At 62.5% G+C, this 18,561-nt stretch carries 22 protein-coding genes and 1 pseudogene; 20 read left to right on the forward strand and 3 right to left on the reverse strand.

Features of this window, described 5'->3' with window-relative positions:
- The 3 genes from VF436_RS03415 to VF436_RS03425 form a co-directional block, all read right to left on the reverse strand.
- Positions 1-769: RDD family protein (locus VF436_RS03415; protein ID WP_330902578.1), on the reverse strand; the 769-nt coding region annotated here is incomplete at its 3' end.
- Between the two features lie 61 nt (positions 770-830).
- Positions 831-1,415, reverse strand: coding sequence for a Maf family protein (locus tag VF436_RS03420; RefSeq protein ID WP_330902579.1), 585 nt, complete (start codon positions 1,413-1,415; stop codon positions 831-833).
- Positions 1,412-1,867: a hypothetical protein gene (locus VF436_RS03425; RefSeq protein ID WP_330902580.1), complete on the reverse strand. Its 456-nt coding sequence runs from the start codon at positions 1,865-1,867 to the stop codon at positions 1,412-1,414. The genes VF436_RS03420 and VF436_RS03425 overlap by 4 nt, the downstream gene beginning before the upstream one ends.
- A gap of 139 nt (positions 1,868-2,006) precedes the next feature.
- Between VF436_RS03425 and VF436_RS03430 the strand changes: the two genes are divergently transcribed.
- From VF436_RS03430 to VF436_RS03525, 20 genes and pseudogenes are all read left to right on the forward strand, one after another.
- Positions 2,007-2,525 carry a YceD family protein gene (locus VF436_RS03430; RefSeq protein WP_330902581.1) on the forward strand — a complete coding sequence of 173 codons (519 nt, stop codon included), beginning with the start codon at positions 2,007-2,009 and terminating at the stop codon, positions 2,523-2,525.
- Between the two features lie 18 nt (positions 2,526-2,543).
- A complete protein-coding gene (rpmF, locus tag VF436_RS03435) occupies positions 2,544-2,738 on the forward strand; it encodes a 50S ribosomal protein L32 (RefSeq protein WP_330902582.1) in 195 nt (64 codons plus the stop codon).
- Between the two features lie 163 nt (positions 2,739-2,901).
- Entirely contained in the window at positions 2,902-3,876 is a 975-nt protein-coding gene (locus VF436_RS03440) for a beta-ketoacyl-ACP synthase III (RefSeq protein ID WP_330902583.1), read from the forward strand.
- A 307-nt stretch (positions 3,877-4,183) separates the two neighbouring features.
- Entirely contained in the window at positions 4,184-5,131 is a 948-nt protein-coding gene (gene fabD, locus VF436_RS03445; RefSeq protein WP_330902584.1) for an ACP S-malonyltransferase, read from the forward strand.
- Between the two features lie 29 nt (positions 5,132-5,160).
- Positions 5,161-5,904 carry a 3-oxoacyl-ACP reductase FabG gene (fabG, locus tag VF436_RS03450; protein ID WP_330902585.1) on the forward strand — a complete coding sequence of 248 codons (744 nt, stop codon included), beginning with the start codon at positions 5,161-5,163 and terminating at the stop codon, positions 5,902-5,904.
- 254 nt (positions 5,905-6,158) lie between these two features.
- Positions 6,159-6,398, forward strand: a complete 240-nt coding sequence (gene acpP, locus VF436_RS03455) for an acyl carrier protein (RefSeq protein ID WP_330902586.1) — start codon at positions 6,159-6,161, stop codon at positions 6,396-6,398.
- Positions 6,399-6,619: 221 nt separating this feature from the next.
- Entirely contained in the window at positions 6,620-7,858 is a 1,239-nt protein-coding gene (gene fabF, locus VF436_RS03460; protein WP_330902587.1) for a beta-ketoacyl-ACP synthase II, read from the forward strand.
- A 10-nt stretch (positions 7,859-7,868) separates the two neighbouring features.
- Positions 7,869-9,206, forward strand: coding sequence for an aminodeoxychorismate synthase component I (locus VF436_RS03465; RefSeq protein WP_330902588.1), 1,338 nt, complete (start codon positions 7,869-7,871; stop codon positions 9,204-9,206).
- Complete coding sequence (gene pabC, locus VF436_RS03470; protein ID WP_330902589.1) at positions 9,203-10,036, forward strand: aminodeoxychorismate lyase; 834 nt, start codon at positions 9,203-9,205, stop codon at positions 10,034-10,036. The genes VF436_RS03465 and pabC overlap by 4 nt, the downstream gene beginning before the upstream one ends.
- Positions 10,033-11,070, forward strand: a complete 1,038-nt coding sequence (gene mltG, locus VF436_RS03475; RefSeq protein ID WP_330902590.1) for an endolytic transglycosylase MltG — start codon at positions 10,033-10,035, stop codon at positions 11,068-11,070. The genes pabC and mltG overlap by 4 nt, the downstream gene beginning before the upstream one ends.
- A complete protein-coding gene (gene tmk, locus VF436_RS03480; RefSeq protein WP_330902591.1) occupies positions 11,067-11,699 on the forward strand; it encodes a dTMP kinase in 633 nt (210 codons plus the stop codon). The genes mltG and tmk overlap by 4 nt, the downstream gene beginning before the upstream one ends.
- Complete coding sequence (gene holB, locus VF436_RS03485) at positions 11,696-12,631, forward strand: DNA polymerase III subunit delta' (RefSeq protein WP_330902592.1); 936 nt, start codon at positions 11,696-11,698, stop codon at positions 12,629-12,631. Before tmk ends, holB begins: the two co-directional genes overlap by 4 nt.
- Before the next feature lie 8 nt (positions 12,632-12,639).
- Positions 12,640-13,560, forward strand: a complete 921-nt coding sequence (locus tag VF436_RS03490) for a PIG-L family deacetylase (RefSeq protein WP_330902593.1) — start codon at positions 12,640-12,642, stop codon at positions 13,558-13,560.
- A 78-nt stretch (positions 13,561-13,638) separates the two neighbouring features.
- Positions 13,639-13,995, forward strand: a complete 357-nt coding sequence (locus VF436_RS03495; protein WP_330902594.1) for a PilZ domain-containing protein — start codon at positions 13,639-13,641, stop codon at positions 13,993-13,995.
- Positions 13,996-14,480: 485 nt separating this feature from the next.
- Positions 14,481-14,837: an NADH-quinone oxidoreductase subunit A gene (locus tag VF436_RS03500; protein ID WP_330902595.1), complete on the forward strand. Its 357-nt coding sequence runs from the start codon at positions 14,481-14,483 to the stop codon at positions 14,835-14,837.
- Positions 14,828-15,385 (forward strand): NADH-quinone oxidoreductase subunit B family protein, encoded by a 558-nt coding sequence (locus VF436_RS03505; protein WP_330902596.1) that lies wholly within the window; start codon positions 14,828-14,830, stop codon positions 15,383-15,385. Before VF436_RS03500 ends, VF436_RS03505 begins: the two co-directional genes overlap by 10 nt.
- A 15-nt stretch (positions 15,386-15,400) precedes the next feature.
- Positions 15,401-16,129 (forward strand): NADH-quinone oxidoreductase subunit C, encoded by a 729-nt coding sequence (locus VF436_RS03510; RefSeq protein WP_330902597.1) that lies wholly within the window; start codon positions 15,401-15,403, stop codon positions 16,127-16,129.
- 1 nt (position 16,130) lies between these two features.
- Entirely contained in the window at positions 16,131-17,387 is a 1,257-nt protein-coding gene (locus tag VF436_RS03515) for an NADH-quinone oxidoreductase subunit D (protein WP_330902598.1), read from the forward strand.
- 160 nt (positions 17,388-17,547) lie between these two features.
- A complete protein-coding gene (gene nuoE / locus VF436_RS03520) occupies positions 17,548-18,075 on the forward strand; it encodes an NADH-quinone oxidoreductase subunit NuoE (RefSeq protein ID WP_330902599.1) in 528 nt (175 codons plus the stop codon).
- Between the two features lie 12 nt (positions 18,076-18,087).
- Positions 18,088-18,561: pseudogene (locus VF436_RS03525) on the forward strand (NADH-quinone oxidoreductase subunit F); the annotation flags it as partial.

Raw genomic sequence — 18,561 nt, forward strand, 5'->3', positions numbered from 1 at the left:
CCCCGGAGGTGCCTTGCTGCTGTCGCTCGGGATGGTCGGTATATGCCCATTTGTCCACGACCAGGGTGCTGGTCATCATGTCATGCAGGCCCTGCTTGCGCTCGGTGAAAATCACCATCAGGTAGCCGATGCAGAAGAACAGGCTGGACAGGATGCGGCCAAACCAGCGCCCCAACGCACGGCCGAAGCCGATGCGGTTTCCCTGCAAGTCGGTCACCTTGATACCCAGCGCGCGCTTGCCCAGCGTGGCTTGCGCCGCAGAGCTTTCCTGCAGGCAGAAATAAAGTATCGATATCACGAACAGGCCCAGGTAGGCGAAAACGATGATGCCTCCGGCCGCGGCGTTGCCTTGCTTGAATGATGGAACAAATACCGCGCCAAGTACGGCTAGCACGATGACGTTGAAGATCGACAGGATGATGCTGTCGAGGATGCTTGCCAGCAGGCGGCGGGCAAAGCCACCGTAGACGACGCGCCGCTGCGCCTGCGCCCCCCACTCGTTGCTGGCAAAGCTTGATGGGCTGGCCGCGAAGGGATTGGTATCGACACGGGCAGGAGGGAGGATCGGCGGCGGCACGGCCGGATTCGCCGCTTGCAGTTCATGCATCATGGACGATAGCGGTTGCCACTGCGCCATGCCTTCTCGCCATACCAGGCTTGCCGGTCGCAGACGTTCACTGGCGATGGCATCGAGCAGTTGTTGCCTGCTGATCGGTCCCTGGCGTTGGCCAAACAAATCCACGAAGTACCAACTGACTTCCTGTTGCATCTTGAGTTTCCCCCTATAGGAAGCGTCAAGATATGGCAATCGGCTTCCGCCTGCCACGGGGTCAGGGAAAGGGCAGGCCAGCCTCGCGCAGCAGCCGTGCCAGGGCGATCAGTGGCAATCCGATCAAGGCGGTGGGATCGGTGTTGTCAATGCGCTCGAACAGGGCGATTCCCAGGCCTTCACACTTGAAGCTGCCGGCGCAGTCCAGCGGTTGTTCGCGCTTGATATAACGAGATATTTCCTCCTGGTCGAGCGTGCGAAAGTGGACTTCGGTCAAGTCAACATGCGTTCTTTGTGAGCCGTCGCGAGTATCGAACAGGCACAGGGCCGTATGAAAACGTACCGATTGCCCTGACGAGGCAAGCAACTGTTCCTGGGCACGCTCGGCACTGCCGGGCTTGTCCAGCACCCGGCCGTGGAGTTCGGCGACCTGGTCGGAGCCGATGACCAGGGCGTCGGTCAGGCCTGCACTGGCCGCCCGGGCCTTGGCGATCGCCAGGCGCAAAGCCCGTGTCGCGGGTGCCTCATCGGGCAGCGCCGCTTCATCGGTGCCTGGGCTGTATTGTTCGAAGTCGCTGGTCAGTCGGCCCAGCAACTCGGCCCGGTAACGCGATGTGGAGCCGAGGATAAGGCGGGGCGCATTCATGCGTCACTCTCGCGGCGGATCTGCTCGCGCATGGCATCGTCCAGATCGTGCTGGGCCTGATCGAGCCCGGCGAGCAGCGGGCGCAAGCGGTTGCGTGCCTGGCTCATGCTGGCGATTGCCTCATCGAGTTCGTGCTGTGATGCCCGAGGAGCGCTGTCGCGTATCCAGATGCGCTGCTGTAGCAACGAGCGCAGGCCGGCTTCGACCGCATTGCGGGCCTCCTTTTCGCTTTCCGCGGGCAGGTCCGGGTTCAGCGACATGACCGCGTGGGCCTGCTGCAGGCCGCTGCGGCAGTTCTTGAGGTCAGCCTCAAGGCGATCGGCCAGGTCCAGGAGATGGCGTACACTGCCGGTCCGGCGGAACATGCGCTGCCGGTAGACGAGCGCGGCGACCGCCAGGATGACCATCACAGTGAGCAGGGCGGTCAGCCCGGCTGTCAGGTAGGTATCCACGAGATCCTTGGTAACGAGTCGGGTCCGAAGCCTTCAGTCTGCCGCATGGGCCATGATCGACGCAAAAGGGCTGACGGTGCGCCTTAAGCATTTGTATGCAGTTGACTTCTCCTGGCTGGCTGCCTAGAATTTCCCGATTATGTCCGTGACACTGCCAGAGTCCGTGGACGCATGGCGCATGGTCGCGACAAGGCGTTCGTATGAGGGAGCCTTGCCGATTGCCGTATTGCGGCGCCTCGCTGAGGTGCTTGCCGGTACGGGCGGGGAGGTTCGGTACGAGCTGGATTTCGGTCGTGACGAGTTCGGTACATCCTATCTGGATGTCCGCGTCCAGGCGCCGCTCGAACTGACCTGCCAACGTACGTTGGAGCCGTTCATTCTGCCGATCTCGGTGGTTACGCGGCTTGGCCTGATCCGCTCCGAGCGTGAGGAGTCGGCCCTTCCTCCGGGAAGCGAGCCGCTGTTGATCGCCGAGGATGGCAGGCTGAATCTGGCGGACGTGATCGAAGACGAATTGCTGTTGGCAGTGCCGCTGGTGCCGGTCAATCCGGACAGTACGTTGCCTGACGAAGTAGTGGATCCCGGTCCGGAGCTATCCGCCGCCGTGGGTCGTACCGATAACCCGTTCGCGGTCCTGCGCGAACTCAAGAAAAACTGATTTAGCTGGAGACTCGCCATGGCCGTTGCCAAGAGCCGCAAGACCCCGTCCACCCGCGGCATGCGTCGTTCGCACGATGCGCTCAAGACCGTGCAACTGGCCACCGATCCGACGAGCGGCGAAGTGCATCTGCGCCACCACGTCACCAAGGATGGCTACTATCGCGGCAAGAAGGTCATCGACACCCAGACCTCGGTGGTCGAAGAAGATTGATCCGATACATGAGGGTCTGTGACAAGGCTCTCATACTGTGACTGGCAAGGCGGCGCGACTAGGCGCCGCTTTGCGTTTAGGCGTGCAGGCGGCGTAACGTTGCAGCTTCGGCGGCAAGCGTTGCCCGGTTCACACGTCGATCGTCCTCGTAATTGGATAGTCAATGGCACAGATCTACTCCCGTATCGTCGCGACCGGCAGTGCGCTGCCAGAGCGCGTGTTGACCAACGCGGACCTGGAAAAATTCGTCGATACCAGTGACGAATGGATCCGTACCCGCACCGGTATTCGCCAACGTCATATCGCTGCTGACGGTGAGACTACCGGCGATTTCGCCACGCTGGCCGCGCAGCGCGCGCTCGAGGCGGCCGGCCTGAAGGCCTCCGACATTGATCTGATCGTGCTTGGCACGACCACGCCGGACATCATCTTTCCTTCCACGGCGTGTCTGGTGCAACATCGTTTGGGTGCGAATGGTTGTGCAGCATTCGACGTCAACGCCGCCTGTTCGGGTTTCGTCTACGCCCTGGGCGTGGCGGACAAGTTCATTAAGACAGGCTCATCCAAACGTGCCCTGGTGATCGGCGCCGAGACGCTGACGCGCATGATCGACTGGAAGGAGCGCGAGACCTGCGTCCTCTTTGGTGATGGTGCGGGCGCGGTCATCCTGGAAGGTTCCAGCGAGCCGGGAATCTACGCCACATGTCTGCATGCCGATGGTGGCCACAAGGAGCTGCTGTATAACCCGGTTGGCGTTTCCGCCGGCTTTACAGACGAGCCCAATCATGGCGTGCGCATCCGCATGGCCGGTCGCGAAGTGTTCAAGGTGGCGGTCAAGACGCTCGATGCGCTGGTCGAGGAAACCTTGCAGGCCGCCGCCATGGACGCTTCCCAACTGGATTGGCTGATTCCGCATCAGGCCAATCTGCGCATCATCGAAGCGACGGCCAAGCGCCTGAACATGTCGATGGAGCAGGTCATCGTGACCGTCGACCAGCACGCCAACACGTCAGCCGGCTCAGTGCCTCTGGCACTGGATCATGCCGTTCGTTCGGGCAAGGTCAAGCGCGGCCAGAACCTGTTGCTGGAGGCCTTCGGCGGCGGCTTCACCTGGGCTTCGGCGTTGCTGAAATACTGATTCGACCAGGTCGGCAGTTGCGCTGCCTGTCAAAAAGTCGGAAGCAAAAGCCGGTATGTCCGGCTTTTGCTTTTTCATGGGAGCAGCTGGCAACGCGCGACCTTAAAGATCTTTGGCTTGTGCCGCCTGTTCATGAAGATGGTTGCATCCTCAAAGTTCAAGGCTCTTCCTCTCTACCCTTGACAGCGCCGCAGGCGCGACTTCACCGGCGGCAAGGCCGCCGTCTTTGCCGCGTTCAAGCCACAAACAGCTGCGTATGGCGCGCGACAATGGCACTATTCCGCCTTTCATTCATGCCTGTCTTCCCATGACCCAGACCTCCACTTCGCTCGCCTTCGTTTTCCCCGGCCAGGGTTCGCAATCCGTTGGCATGCTGGCCGAACTGGCCGTCGCGCATGAAGAGGTCAAGGCCACGTTCGATGAGGCGTCGCTAGGGGCAGGGGTTGACCTGTGGGCGCTCAGCCAGCAGGGCCCGGAAGATCAGCTCAACAGCACACAGAATACCCAGCCTGCCTTGCTGGCAGCCAGTGTTGCCGTGTGGCGCGTGTGGCAGAAGCTCGGTGGTGCGCGGCCGGCGCAGTTGTCCGGTCACAGCCTGGGCGAGTACAGCGCGCTGGTATGTGCCGATGCGCTGTCACTGCATGATGCGGCTGCCCTGGTGGCTGAGCGTGGACGCTTGATGCAGGCGGCCGTGCCGGCGGGCGTAGGTGCTATGGCAGCGATCATTGGTGGCGATGATGCGCAGATTGCCGCGGTATGCGAAGAAGTGGCGCAGGGCCAGGTGGTTTCACCAGCGAACTTCAATTCGCCCGGCCAGTTGGTCATTGCCGGTAACGCCGAGGCGGTTGATCGCGCATTGGCGCGCCTGGCCGAGTTGGGCGTGAAGAAGGCCGTAAAGCTCGCCGTATCCGTGCCGTCCCATTGCGCCCTGATGAAAGATGCCGCCGCCCGGCTCGATGAGCGCATGACCTCGATCACGTGGATGCAGCCATCGATTCCGGTCGTGCAGAACGCCGTCGCGCGTTCTTTCGATGATGTCGCAGCCATTCGCGACGCCTTGCGGCAACAACTTTACCTGCCGGTGCGCTGGACCGAATGCGTGCAGGCCCTGGTGGCCGGTGGTGCGACACGGATCGCCGAAGCGGGCCCGGGCAAGGTGCTGGCCGGCCTGATCAAGCGTATCGACAAGAGCGTCGAGGCTCGTGCCATCGGTGCGCCGGCTGATATCGAAGCCACGCGCGCCGATTGGACCTGACCTTTTCCGTTTTCCAAGGAACCTACATCATGAGTCATTCCCTGAAGGGCGAAATCGCGCTGGTGACTGGTGCCAGTCGCGGTATCGGCGCAGCTATTGCCGACGAACTGGCCAGTCGCGGCGCAACGGTGATCGGCACGGCCACCAGTCAATCGGGTGCAGTGGCCATTGGCGAGCGGCTGGCTGCACACGGTGGCCATGGTCGCATCCTCAACGTCACCGAGGGTGCCCAGGTCGACGGCCTGATCGATGCGATCGGCAAGGAATTTGGCGCGGTATCGATCCTGGTCAACAACGCGGGTATCACGCGCGATCAATTGCTGATGCGCATGAAGGACGATGACTGGCAGGCCATCCTCGATACCAATCTGACATCGGTCTATCGCACCTCCAAGGCCGTGATGCGCGGCATGATGAAAGCACGCAAGGGCCGCATCATTTCGATTGCATCCGTGATCGGCCTCACTGGCAATCCGGGCCAGGCCAACTATGCCGCAGCCAAGGCCGGCATCATTGCGTTTTCCAAATCGCTGGCTCGCGAAATCGGTACACGTGGCATCACGGTCAACGTGGTGGCGCCAGGTTTCATTGATACCGACATGACACGCTCGCTGCCTGAGGAGTCCAAGCAGGCGCTGCTGGGTCAGATTGCGCTGGGCCGGCTGGGCGAGGCAAATGACATCGCCCAGGCCGTGGCGTTCCTTGCATCGCCTGCTGCAGCCTACATCACAGGCGAGACGCTGCACGTCAATGGCGGCATGTACATGCCGTAAGGCCATGATCCGGACGGTAAAGCTGCCCGGGGCCCCGTGAGCGTCTCACTCGGTCGGGATATTTTTCAACGGTTGTCGCCACGAGTCGATTTTTAGGCGACAATTAGACTTTCGCGTCGGCCCTGTGGGCCGGCACCACCACCGCTACCGGCGGACTGTGGCGGCCCCTGGGCTCAGCCATTACAATCCGCCGGCCTTGCCGGGCGGAAGGCCGGTAAAGAAAAAGCAACTACTCCTTGGGAGGTATTGGCAACATGAGCACCATCGAAGAACGCGTCAAGAAAATCGTCGTCGAGCAGCTGGGCGTGAAGGAAGAAGAAGTCACGGCGAACTCCTCGTTCGTGGACGATCTGGGCGCGGACTCGCTGGACACCGTGGAACTGGTGATGGCTCTCGAGGAGGAGTTCGAGACCGAGATTCCGGACGAGGAAGCCGAGAAAATCACCACGGTGCAGCAGGCTGTCGATTACATCAAGGGCCACGCCAAGGAGTAATCGCGACTGGGCGGGCGCGCGTTCCGGTGCCAGTCCAAGCCCATGTAACGATGACGAAAGCTGCGCCGACTGGCGCAGTTTTCGTTTATGCATTTTGAAACGTCCGATCCCGTATGGTTGCGCCAGCGATCTATCGCGAAGGCAGTCGGTAACGGACGATGTGGTTGCCAAGCATGGGGACGCGCCATGCAGCGCCATGAGACTCACAAGGGATACAGCAGATGAGCAAACGACGTGTGGTAGTGACCGGCATGGGAATCATCTCGCCGGTCGGAAACGACATCGCCAGCGCCTGGGACAATATCGTCAAGGGCGTCAGTGGCATCGGCCCGGTGACGCACTTCGATGCCACCGCCTATGCCACCCGCATTGCTGGCCAGGTGCGCGATTTCAACCCGGCGGACTGGATTGCCCAGAAAGACATCAAGAAGATGGACCCGTTCATCCATTACGGCATCGCCGCGGGCACGCAGGCCCTGCGCGATTCGGGCCTGGAAGTGACGGAAGAAAATGCCCCGCGCATTGGCGTGGCGGTGGCTGCCGGCATCGGTGGCCTGCACACCATCGAGCATACGTCGATCGAGCTGCATGAGAAGGGGCCACGTCGCGTGTCGCCGTTCTTCGTGCCCAGTTCGATCATCAACATGGTCTCCGGTCATCTGTCGATCATGTACGGTCTGAAGGGGCCGAATATCGCCTGCGTCACCGCATGTACCACGGCCACACACAACATTGGTCTGGCCGCGCGCATGATCCAGTACGGCGATGCCGACGTCATGATCGCCGGCGGAGCCGAGTTCGCCACCACCGGTACGGCGATGGCAGGCTTCTGCTCGGCCAAGGCGATGTCCACGCGTAATGACGAGCCGGCCAAGGCCAGCCGCCCGTGGGACAAGGATCGCGACGGATTCGTGCTGTCCGACGGCGCCGGCGTGCTTGTGCTGGAGGAATATGAGATGGCCAAGGCCCGCGGCGCGAAGATCTACGCCGAACTGGTGGGCTTCGGCATGAGCGGCGACGCCTATCACATCACGGCGCCGAGCGAAGGTGGTGAGGGTGCCGCGCGTTCGATGGAGGCAGCCTTGAAGGATGCAGGCCTCAACCCGACCGCGGTGCACTACGTCAATGCCCATGGCACCTCCACGCCCCTGGGTGACCTGGGTGAAGTGCTGGCAGCCAAGCGCGTCTTTGGTGACTATGCCTACAAGCTGCCGGTGAGCTCGACCAAGTCGATGACCGGCCACCTGCTAGGTGCGGCGGGTGGCGTGGAAGCCATCTTCTCCATCTTGGCGCTGCGTGACCAGGTGCTGCCGCCGACGATCAACCTGGATGAGCCGGGCGAGGGCTGCGATCTCGACTTCGTGCCAAATGTCGCGCGCGAGGCCAAGCTCGATGTAGCGATCTCCAACTCATTCGGTTTTGGTGGTACCAACGGCACGCTGGCATTCCGTCGCGTTTGAATGCGTGACCATGCAACTGCGATACCTCGCCGGCCGGCGCGATCTTCTCGCGCCGGCCGCTCTTTTTCCTGATCGTTATCCGTGTCTGCTGGAAAGCGTTGTGCGCGGTACGCCGCAATCGCGCTTCGACATCCTGTTTGCGTATCCGGGTGCAAGCTTCACGCAGCATGCCGATGGGCGCGTGATCGACCATCACGGCGTGTCGCATGATGAGGACTTCCTCGCTGTGCTTGATCGTGCCTGGCAGGCCGAGCGTGCGGCTCCGTCCGAGGATGGGCTGCCGTTCCACGGTGGCTGGGTGCTGATGCTGGCCTATGAACTGGCCGGGCGAATCGAGCCGCGCCTGCATCTACGTCCACACGATGTCTTGCCGGTGGCCGTGGCGCTACGTTGTTCCGCCGCCGTGATCGTCGATCATGAGCGCGACTGCACCATCGTGCTGGCCGAAGAGGATCCGGCGCAGCTGGATGCCCTGGAGCTTGATCTTTCAGTCGCCTGGATGGCTTCGCCGCTGCCTTCGCCAGGGGAGCTCATCGAGGACCCGCCACGGCACTTTCTCGACGGCGTCGCGCGCATACACGAGCATTTGCAGGCCGGCGACATCTTCCAGGTCAACCTGTCCCGAGCCTGGGAGGCGCGTTATCGTGAGCCGGTGCGCGCGGGTGACGTCTACGCCGCGTTGCGACAGGCCAACCCGGCCCCCTTCTCGGGCCTGTTCCAGCATGCAGGCTGGGCGCTGGCCAGTTCATCGCCGGAGCGACTGGTCGAAGTGCGCGGCGGCGTGGCGCAGACGCGCCCGATTGCCGGCACCAGGCCGCGAGTGGCCGATGACGACGATACGGCGCGCATCCGCGAGCTGACCACGCATCCGAAGGAGCGCGCCGAGCATGTGATGCTGATCGATCTGGAGCGCAACGACCTCGGACGCGTGTGCGCGCCAGGTACGGTCGAGGTCGATGAGCTGATGGTGGTGGAGAGTTACGCTCATGTTCATCACATCGTCTCCAATGTTCGAGGCTGCCTGCGCAAGGGAACCACGCCAGGCGAGGTGATCGCTGCGACGTTTCCGGGCGGCACGATCACCGGGTGCCCCAAGGTGCGTTGCATGGAAATCATCGCGGCCCTGGAGGATGCTCCCCGCGGCGCCTACACCGGCGCGCTGGGCTACCTCGATCGCAACGGTGACCTCGACTTGAACATCCTGATCCGTACCTTGACCCTGGCCGACAACCGTATCGGCTTGCGTGCCGGTGCCGGGATCGTCGCCGACTCCGTTGCAGTGGCCGAGCTGGAAGAAACCCGCGCCAAGGCGCGAGGCCTGCTGCGTACCCTGGGGATCGGCACTTGACCAGGTCCGGCGTGGCCCGGCTGTTGGTCAATGGCGATGAGGAGCCGGCTGTCCACCCGCTGGACCGTGGCCTGATGTACGGCGATGGTTTGTTCGAGACGATCCGTTTCGTCGGCTCTCATGCACCGCTTTGGGATCGACACATGCAACGCCTGGCGCAAGACGCTCGGCGTCTGATGCTGCCGGAGGTCGATCCGGCCGTGTGGCTGGTCGAGGCCTCGCGTGTGACCGAGGGTATGCCCGAATCGGTAGTGCGTCTGACGTTGACGCGGGGTATCGGCCAGCGCGGCTATGCGCTACCGGGTCGCGTGCACGCCTTGCGTGTCGTGGCCGCGTTCACGCCGCCGCCATTGGCGGCCGCCGATCATCGCGACGGTATCGTTGCCAGGGTCTGCGATCTGCGGCTGGGTGTGCAGCCGGCCCTGGCTGGCATCAAGCATCTCAATCGCCTGGAGCAGGTTCTGGCACGTGCCGAATGGCATGATCCGGCGATCGCCGAGGGGTTGTTGCTCGATGAGCATGGCCGGGTGATTTCGGCGACCATGGCCAACGTGTTTGCGGTGATCGATGGGGAACTGGTGACGCCATGCGTGGATCGCTGCGGTGTGGCCGGTGTGGCGCGTGCACAGATTCTCGCCACCCGACCGGCCAGGGAGTGCCAGTTTATGCTGGATGACTTGTGGCGGGCGAAGGAGGTCTTCCTCAGTTCCAGCGTACGCGGCATCCTTCCGCTTCGGGCTGTGGGCAATCGGGCGTTCAAGCCCGGTCTGGTAGCACGCGCCTTGCAAGAGTATTGGCGTGACATGGGTTTTTTCAGGGAGCTGGCATGAGTGGTAGCAAGCAAACCGGCGGCGCGCTGTTAAGGGTGCTGCTTATGGTGATCGTGTTGGTCATCGCCGCGAGCGTGGCCTATGGCTGGTACGACTTTGCTCGTTTCAGCCGCACGCCGTTGACGCTGGACACCACCAACCAGAGTATCGACATAGGCCGGGGCAGCAGCTTCAAGGACATAGTCGACGAATTGCGCCGGCGAGGTTTTACCCGTGCATCGCCGCTTTACTGGCGACTGCTGGCCGAGCAGATGCGCGTGGCAGGTAAACTGCACGCTGGCGAATATGCCTTGACCGGCGGCATGACGCCGCGCGACCTGCTCATCAATATGGCCAGCGGCAAGGTGATGCAGCGTTATTTCACTATCGTGGAAGGCTGGAATTTCCGGGAGCTGCGCCAGGCGCTGACCCGTGCTGATCGCCTGCGTCAAGATGGTGCAGTGCTCGACGACAAGGCATTGATGGAAAAGATCGGTAACCCGGGTGAAGAGCCAGAGGGGCGCTTCCTTCCAGAGACGTATGCCTACGTCAAGGGTGACAGTGACCTAGACATCCTCAAGCGTGCTCACGCGGCCATGATCAAGGCATTGGACAAGGCCTGGAGCGAACGTGACAAGGACTTGCCACTGGCCTCGGCCTACGAGGCATTGATCCTTGCGTCCATCGTGGAAAAGGAAACGGGTCGTGCTGAAGAGCGTCCAAAGATCGCTGGCGTATTCGTGCGCCGTCTGCAGTTGCACATGTTCCTGCAAACCGATCCCACGGTGATCTACGGCATGGGCGACAGCTATGCAGGCACTATCCACAAGTCGGACCTGACTACGGATACGCCTTACAACACCTATACGCGTCCTGGCTTGCCGCCGACGCCGATTGCCATGCCGGGCAAGAAGGCGCTGGACGCGGCGGTGCATCCGGCCAAGGGCAGCGAGTTGTATTTCGTCGCGCGAGGCAATGGCACGCACGTGTTTTCGTCCACCCTGGACGAGCATAATCGCAATGTCGCTTGTTTCCAGCTGAAGCGCTGCTCATGACGCGCGGTCGCTTCATATCGCTGGAAGGCGGTGAGGGTGCTGGTAAAAGCACGCTTCTTGCCGGCCTTCGCGAATATATCGAGCAGCAGGGAATCGACCTGGTGCAGACACGCGAGCCCGGCGGTACTGCGTTGGGCGAGGCAGTGCGGTCGATCGTGCTCGATCCCGCGCATCGCGGCCTGTCAGGCGAATCGGAGCTGTTGCTGATGTTCGCGGCGCGTGCCCAGCTTGTCCGTGAAGTGATCGAGCCGGCGCTGGCGGCAGGGCGCTGGGTGCTGTGCGATCGCTTTACCGACGCCAGTTATGCCTATCAAGGCGGCGGCCGCGGCCAGCCTGTAGCGCGAATCCAGGCGCTTGAGCAATGGGCCACGGAGGGCTTGAGGCCCGACCTGACCTTGTTGCTGGATCTGCCCGTCGCCACCGGTCGCGCGCGAGCTGCCGGTCGCGGCGAAGCCGACCGCATCGAGGTGGAGGCCGATGCCTTCTTCGAAAGGGTGCGCGCCTCGTATCGCCAACGCGCCGCGCAGGAGCCTGATCGTTTTCGCATCGTCGATGCCAGCCAGTCGATCGAGGCCGTGCTACGTGCATCCCTGGCGGCTATTGCACCGTTGTTCGAGGTGAGCCCATGAATACCATGCCCTGGCATGCCGAGCATTGGATGCGCTTGCAATCGCGCCGTGAACGCGGCGCCATGCCCCATGCCTTGCTGCTCGCCGGGCCAGCGGGCCTGGGCAAGCGGCAGTTTTTGCGCCGGCTGGTGAAGGGCCTGTTTTGCCAGGAGGCACACGATGGCGATGCATGTGGCCAGTGCCGTAGTTGTCTGTTGTTCGAGGCGGGCACTCATCCTGATTTCGTCAGTCTTAGCTATGGGTTGCGCAAGGATGGCGTGCAGCGCAGCGAGATCGTGGTTGACCAGGTCCGAGAATTGTCCGCGCGGCTGGCCATGGCCAGTCAGTTCGGTGGCTGGCAGATTGCGGTGATCGATCCGGCCGATGCCATGAATGCCGCAGCAGCCAATGCCTTGCTCAAGACGCTGGAGGAGCCCTCCGCACAGACCATGCTGCTGCTGGTGGCCGATGCGCCATGGCGGCTGCCGCAGACCATTCGCAGCCGTTGCCAACGTATCCAATTCCAGCTGCCTTCGCGGGAGCAGTCACTGGACTGGCTTGAGGGCGAAGGCTTGCAGGACGCCACCAGCGCGCTCGATGCGGCCAACGGCAACCCAGGCTTGGCCTGGCAGTGGTCGCGAGAGGGCGCCCTGGTGCGTCGCCAGGAGGTACGCAAGGATCTGGCCGCCCTGGCCGGCGGTCGAGGCGAGACGATGGAAGTGGTGCGCCGTTGGCTGGACAACGAACCAGGGCAGCGCCTGTGGTTTGCCGCACAGGCCGCGGCCGACGAGGCGCGCGCCAAGGCGGCGGCTTCGACCGGGCCTTGCGCCAGTGCAATGGATAGCGAGGCACTGGACGCGTGGTACATGGCTGCCAACCGTGCGCGCGATGCCTTGCGTGGCCCGTTGCGCGGCGATCTGGTGTTGCTGGAATTGCTGGCGCGTTGGCGCTGAGCGGCCGCATGTTGCCCATCATCGACAAGCAGACGCGACTGTTGGTGATCGCGCCGCATCCGGACGATGAAACCATCAGTGCGGGCGGATTGTTGCAGCAGGTCCGCGACGCCGGCGGCGACATACGGATCTGGCTGCTGACCGACGGCGACAACAATCCCTGGCCGCAACGCTGGCTGGAGCGGAGGGTGTGGATCGGTGCCGAGGGACGGCGGCGCTGGGGTATGCGGCGTCGGCGAGAAGTGGTCGGCGCACTGCGAACGCTGGGTCTGGCGCCGGAACAACTGGAGGGCTTCAGTTGGCCCGACATGGGGCTCACCCGGCAATTGAAGACCGACCATGAAGCCATGCTGGACCTGCTCGGTGCACGCTTGCGTGCCTGGCGCCCCAACACTGTCGTACTGCCTGATCTGGGCGACCATCACCCTGATCACGGTGTCGCGCATGTGTTGCTGCGACTCGCGCTGGCGCGCGAAGGGCTGGCGCCGTGTCTTTTGACATACCTCGTGCACGGTGGCGCCCTGGCCGGGGCGGGCGACGTGTTGGCGCTGAGTCCGGGCCAGCAGGCCACCAAGCGGGAAGCCATGGAGTCGCATACCAGCCAGACCGCCCTCAGCGGCGCACGCATGCGCCAGTTGGTCGAGCGGCCCGAGGTATTTACCGTGCTACCCGGTCATTGGGCTGCCCAAGGTCGGCAATTGCCCTGGCAGCCGGCGTCCTGGCTGCATCCATGGTTGCGCCTGACCGTGGCCGATGGTTCGGGTGTGCGTAGCTGGCGCTGGGGCGACGCGCCGATGCTCGAAGACGAAGCCCGGCCCACCTTGCGCCCCGAAGCCTGTGCTGGACCCGGGCCCCGGTTCGCCAAGTTGCACATGGACATCCCGTCGCCATGGATCTTCGATGTCTGGGGCTGGTGCGAGCTGGCCTGAGCCTGCTTGCCGACACCTAAACGAGCGGGCTTGCGCTAGGATGAGCCCTGAAGCCTCGTTCGCGCCGCAGGGACAGACATGAATTCCGCCGTCACCGCCCGCCAGGGCATCATTTCCCTGAAGATCAAGGATGTGCCCGCGCTGTACAACGCCTACATGCCGTTCCTCAAGAACGGCGGCTTGTTCGCGCCGACCGCACAGCGCTATGCCCTGGGCGATGAGGTGGTATTGCTGGTGAACCTGACGGACGAGGGCGAGCGACTGTCCGTGGCCGGCAAGGTGGTCTGGGTGTCACCGATGGGTGCTCAGGGCAACCGCACGGCGGGTATCGGTGTGCAGTTCAGTGAGTCACCCGATGGTGAGGCCGCCCGCACGCGTCTCGAGAACCTGTTGGCCGGCATGACGGCGTCCGAACGGCCCACGCATACGATGTGACGTTTTGGAGCGGTTCTGTAGCAGCTGTTGCGAAGGGCAGGGGGCGAATGGCGAGGATGCGCGCCCGTCGCCCGGTAGCTCGGATGTTTCCAAAGTGCCTGCAAGACAGGCGTGTTTGCCGCCATAGGCATGGAGTGCGCCCAGGCTGCTTGCCCTCCGCCCCTCCCGGCGTTCCCTCAATTCGGCATCATCGCCGCACCGCGCAAAAAAGATTGCTGCGTTTGCTTTCCTCCGTGACATGGGCTTTTCATTGCCAAATCAAGGGATAGCGTCGAAATTGTCGTGACGGCCTGAGGCTGGTCGTCAAACAATTCGCAAGCTTCAAGTCTTGTCGTCGCTGAACGCACTGATACAATGTGCCGATTGTATGAATTGAATCGAGTCAAACCGGCCCCTGTGGGTTGGCCCCGCCCTGGTTCAAGTTGCTCCCGAACCGTTCCCCAACGGTCCGCTGATGCGCCTGTTGGCGCGGAGGTACGCTCCACGTGCTCGCCGAATATTGGCCTATCCTGCTCTTCATCGCCGTAGCCACAGGTCTAGGCCTTGTGCTACTGGCTGTCGGCCTGCTGGCCGGCCCACGTCGTCCCGAATCGGAAAAGCTCTCGCCCTACGAGTGCGGCTTCGAGGCCTTCGAGGATGCGCGCATGCGCTTCGACGTGCGCTACTACCTGTTGGCCATCCTCTTCATCATCTTCGACCTTGAAGTCGCCTTCCTGTTTCCCTGGGCGGTGGTCTTCGACAAGATCGGCCTGATTGCCTTGGTCGAAATGGCGCTGTTCCTGGTGCTTCTGGTGGTCGGTTTCGCTTACGTCTGGAAGAAGGGAGCACTGGAATGGGAGTGATGTCTTCCATCGATCGGGTCATGCACAACCCGCAGCCGCTCAACCTGGTGGACGACATCCTGCGTCCGGCTGGCGAGAATCCGGTGATCCAGCGTGGCGCGGTTACCACCACGGTCGACGCCCTGATGAACTGGGCGCGCACCGGTTCGATGTGGCCCATGACCTTCGGTCTGGCCTGCTGCGCAGTCGAAATGATGCATGCCGGCGCTGCGCGCCTGGACCTGGACCGCTACGGCGTGATCTTCCGCCCCAGTCCGCGCCAGTCCGACGTGATGATCGTTGCCGGCACCCTGGTCAACAAGATGGCGCCGGCTTTGCGCAAGGTCTATGACCAGATGCCCGACCCGAAGTGGGTCATCTCCATGGGTAGCTGCGCCAACGGCGGCGGCTATTACCACTATTCGTATTCCGTGGTGCGCGGTTGCGACCGTATCGTGCCGGTGGACATCTACGTGCCGGGCTGCCCGCCGACGGCCGAAGCGCTGATCCACGGCATTCTGCAGTTGCAGAAGAAGATCCGTCGCACCAGCACCATCGCGCGTTCATAAAAGAGCTGTCTGGCCATGACTGATACGCAATCGAACTCGCTGGTCGAGCGTCTTGCCGCGCGATTCGGCGACCTGCTGGCAGTGACTGTCGCCCATGGCGAAGTCACCGCCGAGCTGGCCGCGTCGGATCTGATCGCCGTCGCCACGGCGCTGCGCGACGAGTCGTCGTTCCGTTTTTCCGAGGCCGTGGACGTCTGTGGCGTCGACTATCTTGGCTACGGCAAGACGGAGTGGGATACGCAGACCATTTCCGGCACCGGCTTCTCACGCGGCGTGGAAGGCGAGGCCATGGGCCGCTTCAAGTGGGCCGATCGCCCGCGTGACGTCGCCCAGCCGCGCCGTTTCGCCGCTGTCGTGCATCTGCTTTCGATCGAGCACAACCAGCGCCTGCGTCTTCGTGTGTTCTGCGAAGACGACAGCCTGCCCGTGGTGCCCTCGTTGACCGGCATCTGGCCGGGTGTGAACTGGTTCGAGCGCGAGGCGTTCGACCTTTACGGCATCATTTTCGAAGGCCACCCGGACCTGCGCCGCATTCTGACCGACTACGGTTTCGTGGGGCATCCTTTCCGCAAGGACTTCCCGCTGATCGGCAACGTCGAGGTTCGCTACGACCCCGAGCAGAAGCGCGTGGTGTACGAACCCGTTTCGATCGAGCCGCGTGTGCTGGTGCCGCGCGTGATCCGCGACGATGCCGACCTGATGCAGGCCAAGGCCGAAGCCGCCGACAACTGGCGTGAGAATTGAGATGGCTGAAGAAATCCGCAATTACACGATGAACTTCGGCCCGCAGCATCCGGCTGCGCACGGCGTGCTGCGCCTGGTGCTGGAGATGGACGGCGAGACTATCGTCCGTGCCGATCCGCATGTGGGCCTGCTGCATCGTGGTACCGAAAAGCTGGCCGAATCCAAGCCGTTCAACCAGTCGATCGGCTACATGGATCGCCTCGACTACGTGTCGATGATGTGCAACGAGCACGCCTACGTGCGCGCGATCGAGAACCTGCTGGGTATCGAGGCACCGGAGCGTGCGCAGTACATCCGCACGATGTTCGATGAGATCACCCGCATCCTCAACCACCTCATGTGGATCGGCTCCAATGCGCTCGATCTGGGCGCGATGGCCGTGTTCTTGTACGCCTTTCGCGAACGCGAAGAGTTGATGGATGTCTATGAGGCGGTATCCGGCGCGCGCATGCACGCCACGTATTACCGCCCCGGTGGCGTCTATCGCGATCTTCCTGGCCAGATGTCGCAGTACCGCGAATCGCCTTGGCACAAGGGAAGCGATCTCAAGCGCCTCAATAGCTGGCGCGAGGGCTCGATGCTCGATTTCCTTGATGCATTCGTCGCTGACTTCCCCAAGCGCGTGGACGAGTATGAGGAACTGCTGACCAACAACCGTATCTGGAAGCAGCGTACCGTTGGCATCGGCGTGATTTCCCCGGAGCTGGCCCAGGCCTGGGGCATGACCGGCGCCATGCTGCGTGGTTCGGGCATTGCCTGGGACCTGCGCAAGAAGCAGCCATATGCGAAGTACGCGCAGATGGATTTCGACATCCCGGTAGGCGTCAACGGCGATTGCTACGACCGCTATCTGGTGCGCGTGGAAGAAATGCGCCAGTCCAACCGCATCATCAAGCAGTGCGTGGATTGGCTGCGCGCCAACCCCGGTCCGGTGATGGTGGAGAACTTCAAGGTCGCGCCGCCCAAGCGCGAGGCCATGAAGGAAGACATGGAAGCCCTGATCCATCACTTCAAACTGTTTACCGAAGGCTATGGCGTACCGGCCGGTGAGACCTATGCCGCCGTGGAAGCGCCCAAGGGCGAGTTCGGCTGCTATCTGGTTTCCGATGGCGCGAATAAGCCATTCCGCGTGCATCTGCGCGCACCGGGTTTTGCCCATCTGTCGTCGATCGATCCCATTGTGAAGGGCCACATGCTGGCCGACGTGGTGGCGATGATCGGCACCTATGACCTGGTATTCGGTGAGGTGGACAGGTGATCGCGGGACTCGGTCGAGCTATGACGACCACTCGCATTTCGGCAGCGACAAGCCTTGTCGCGCTATCAGATTTTTTTGCTATCGGATTCGATCTCGTTGAAGCGGTGCCGGGTTTTGCCCAAGTCCCGAGTCCCGAGTCCCGAGTCCCGGAGCTCTTGCCATGAAAGCCACCGGAAATTTCGAGCAGGTCAAGCATGTCGACCCGCTTGCACTATTGAACGAACATACCCGTCATCACATCGATGAGTGGGTTGCCAAGTTCCCGCCCGATCGCAAGCGTTCGGCCGTCATCCAGGCGTTGTTTGCCGCGCAGGAGCAGAACCAGGGCTTCCTCACCGACGAGCTGATCGTCGCTGTTGCGCGTTACCTGGACCTGCCGCCCGTGTGGGCGTATGAGGTAGCCAGCTTCTACTCGATGCTGGAGACCAAGCCGGTCGGTCGCAACAACGTGGCAATCTGCACCAACATCTCGTGCTGGCTCAATGGTGCCGAAGACTTGGTCAGGCACTGCGAGAAGAAGCTGGGCATCAAGCTGGGGGAAAGCACCCCCGATGGCCGCGTCTATCTCAAGCGTGAAGAAGAATGCATCGCCGCGTGCGCCTGTGCGCCGGCGATGACCGTCAACGGTCATTACCACGAGCGTCTCACGACCGAAAAGGTCGATGAGATTCTCGATGGCTTGAAATAAGGGTAGGGCGCCATGGCATACGGTCTGCCACCTAAAGAACATCAGGTTGTCTATACCACGCTGCATTTCGACAAGCCGTGGGCCATGGACAGCTACGTCCAGATGGGCGGCTACGAAGCGTGGAAGAAGATCCTCGCCGAGAAGCCCGATCCGACGACGCTGATCGAAGAGATCAAGAAGAGCAATCTGCGCGGCCGTGGCGGCGCGGGCTTCCCGACGGGCCTGAAGTGGTCGTTCATGCCCAAGGGCGACATGCAGAAGTACATCCTCTGCAACTCGGACGAATCGGAGCCAGGTACCTGCAAGGATCGCGACATCTTGCGCTTCAATCCGCATGCGGTGATCGAAGGCATGGCGATCGCGTGCTATTGCACCGGCTCGACCGCTGCCTACAACTACCTGCGTGGCGAGTTCCACCATGAGCCCTATGAGCACTTCGAGGAAGCGCTCAAAGAGGCCTACGCGGCCGGCCTGCTGGGCAAGAAC

Source organism: Dyella sp. (genome assembly GCF_036384435.1).
Classification (GTDB): domain Bacteria; phylum Pseudomonadota; class Gammaproteobacteria; order Xanthomonadales; family Rhodanobacteraceae; genus GSA-30.

What these genes read in the sequence shown, in the direction of transcription:
- VF436_RS03510 (WP_330902597.1), top strand. Translation starts at nt 15,401, where the DNA reads ATGACTGATACGCAATCGAACTCGCTGGTCGAGCGTCTTGCCGCGCGA.
- VF436_RS03420 (WP_330902579.1), bottom strand. Translation starts at nt 1,415, where the DNA reads ATGAATGCGCCCCGCCTTATCCTCGGCTCCACATCGCGTTACCGGGCC.
- VF436_RS03465 (WP_330902588.1), top strand. Translation starts at nt 7,869, where the DNA reads ATGCAACTGCGATACCTCGCCGGCCGGCGCGATCTTCTCGCGCCGGCC.
- VF436_RS03430 (WP_330902581.1), top strand. Translation starts at nt 2,007, where the DNA reads ATGTCCGTGACACTGCCAGAGTCCGTGGACGCATGGCGCATGGTCGCG.
- fabD (WP_330902584.1), top strand. Translation starts at nt 4,184, where the DNA reads ATGACCCAGACCTCCACTTCGCTCGCCTTCGTTTTCCCCGGCCAGGGT.
- mltG (WP_330902590.1), top strand. Translation starts at nt 10,033, where the DNA reads ATGAGTGGTAGCAAGCAAACCGGCGGCGCGCTGTTAAGGGTGCTGCTT.
- VF436_RS03495 (WP_330902594.1), top strand. Translation starts at nt 13,639, where the DNA reads ATGAATTCCGCCGTCACCGCCCGCCAGGGCATCATTTCCCTGAAGATC.
- fabG (WP_330902585.1), top strand. Translation starts at nt 5,161, where the DNA reads ATGAGTCATTCCCTGAAGGGCGAAATCGCGCTGGTGACTGGTGCCAGT.
- holB (WP_330902592.1), top strand. Translation starts at nt 11,696, where the DNA reads ATGAATACCATGCCCTGGCATGCCGAGCATTGGATGCGCTTGCAATCG.
- acpP (WP_330902586.1), top strand. Translation starts at nt 6,159, where the DNA reads ATGAGCACCATCGAAGAACGCGTCAAGAAAATCGTCGTCGAGCAGCTG.
- VF436_RS03515 (WP_330902598.1), top strand. Translation starts at nt 16,131, where the DNA reads ATGGCTGAAGAAATCCGCAATTACACGATGAACTTCGGCCCGCAGCAT.
- VF436_RS03490 (WP_330902593.1), top strand. Translation starts at nt 12,640, where the DNA reads ATGTTGCCCATCATCGACAAGCAGACGCGACTGTTGGTGATCGCGCCG.
- nuoE (WP_330902599.1), top strand. Translation starts at nt 17,548, where the DNA reads ATGAAAGCCACCGGAAATTTCGAGCAGGTCAAGCATGTCGACCCGCTT.
- fabF (WP_330902587.1), top strand. Translation starts at nt 6,620, where the DNA reads ATGAGCAAACGACGTGTGGTAGTGACCGGCATGGGAATCATCTCGCCG.
- VF436_RS03505 (WP_330902596.1), top strand. Translation starts at nt 14,828, where the DNA reads ATGGGAGTGATGTCTTCCATCGATCGGGTCATGCACAACCCGCAGCCG.
- tmk (WP_330902591.1), top strand. Translation starts at nt 11,067, where the DNA reads ATGACGCGCGGTCGCTTCATATCGCTGGAAGGCGGTGAGGGTGCTGGT.
- VF436_RS03440 (WP_330902583.1), top strand. Translation starts at nt 2,902, where the DNA reads ATGGCACAGATCTACTCCCGTATCGTCGCGACCGGCAGTGCGCTGCCA.
- rpmF (WP_330902582.1), top strand. Translation starts at nt 2,544, where the DNA reads ATGGCCGTTGCCAAGAGCCGCAAGACCCCGTCCACCCGCGGCATGCGT.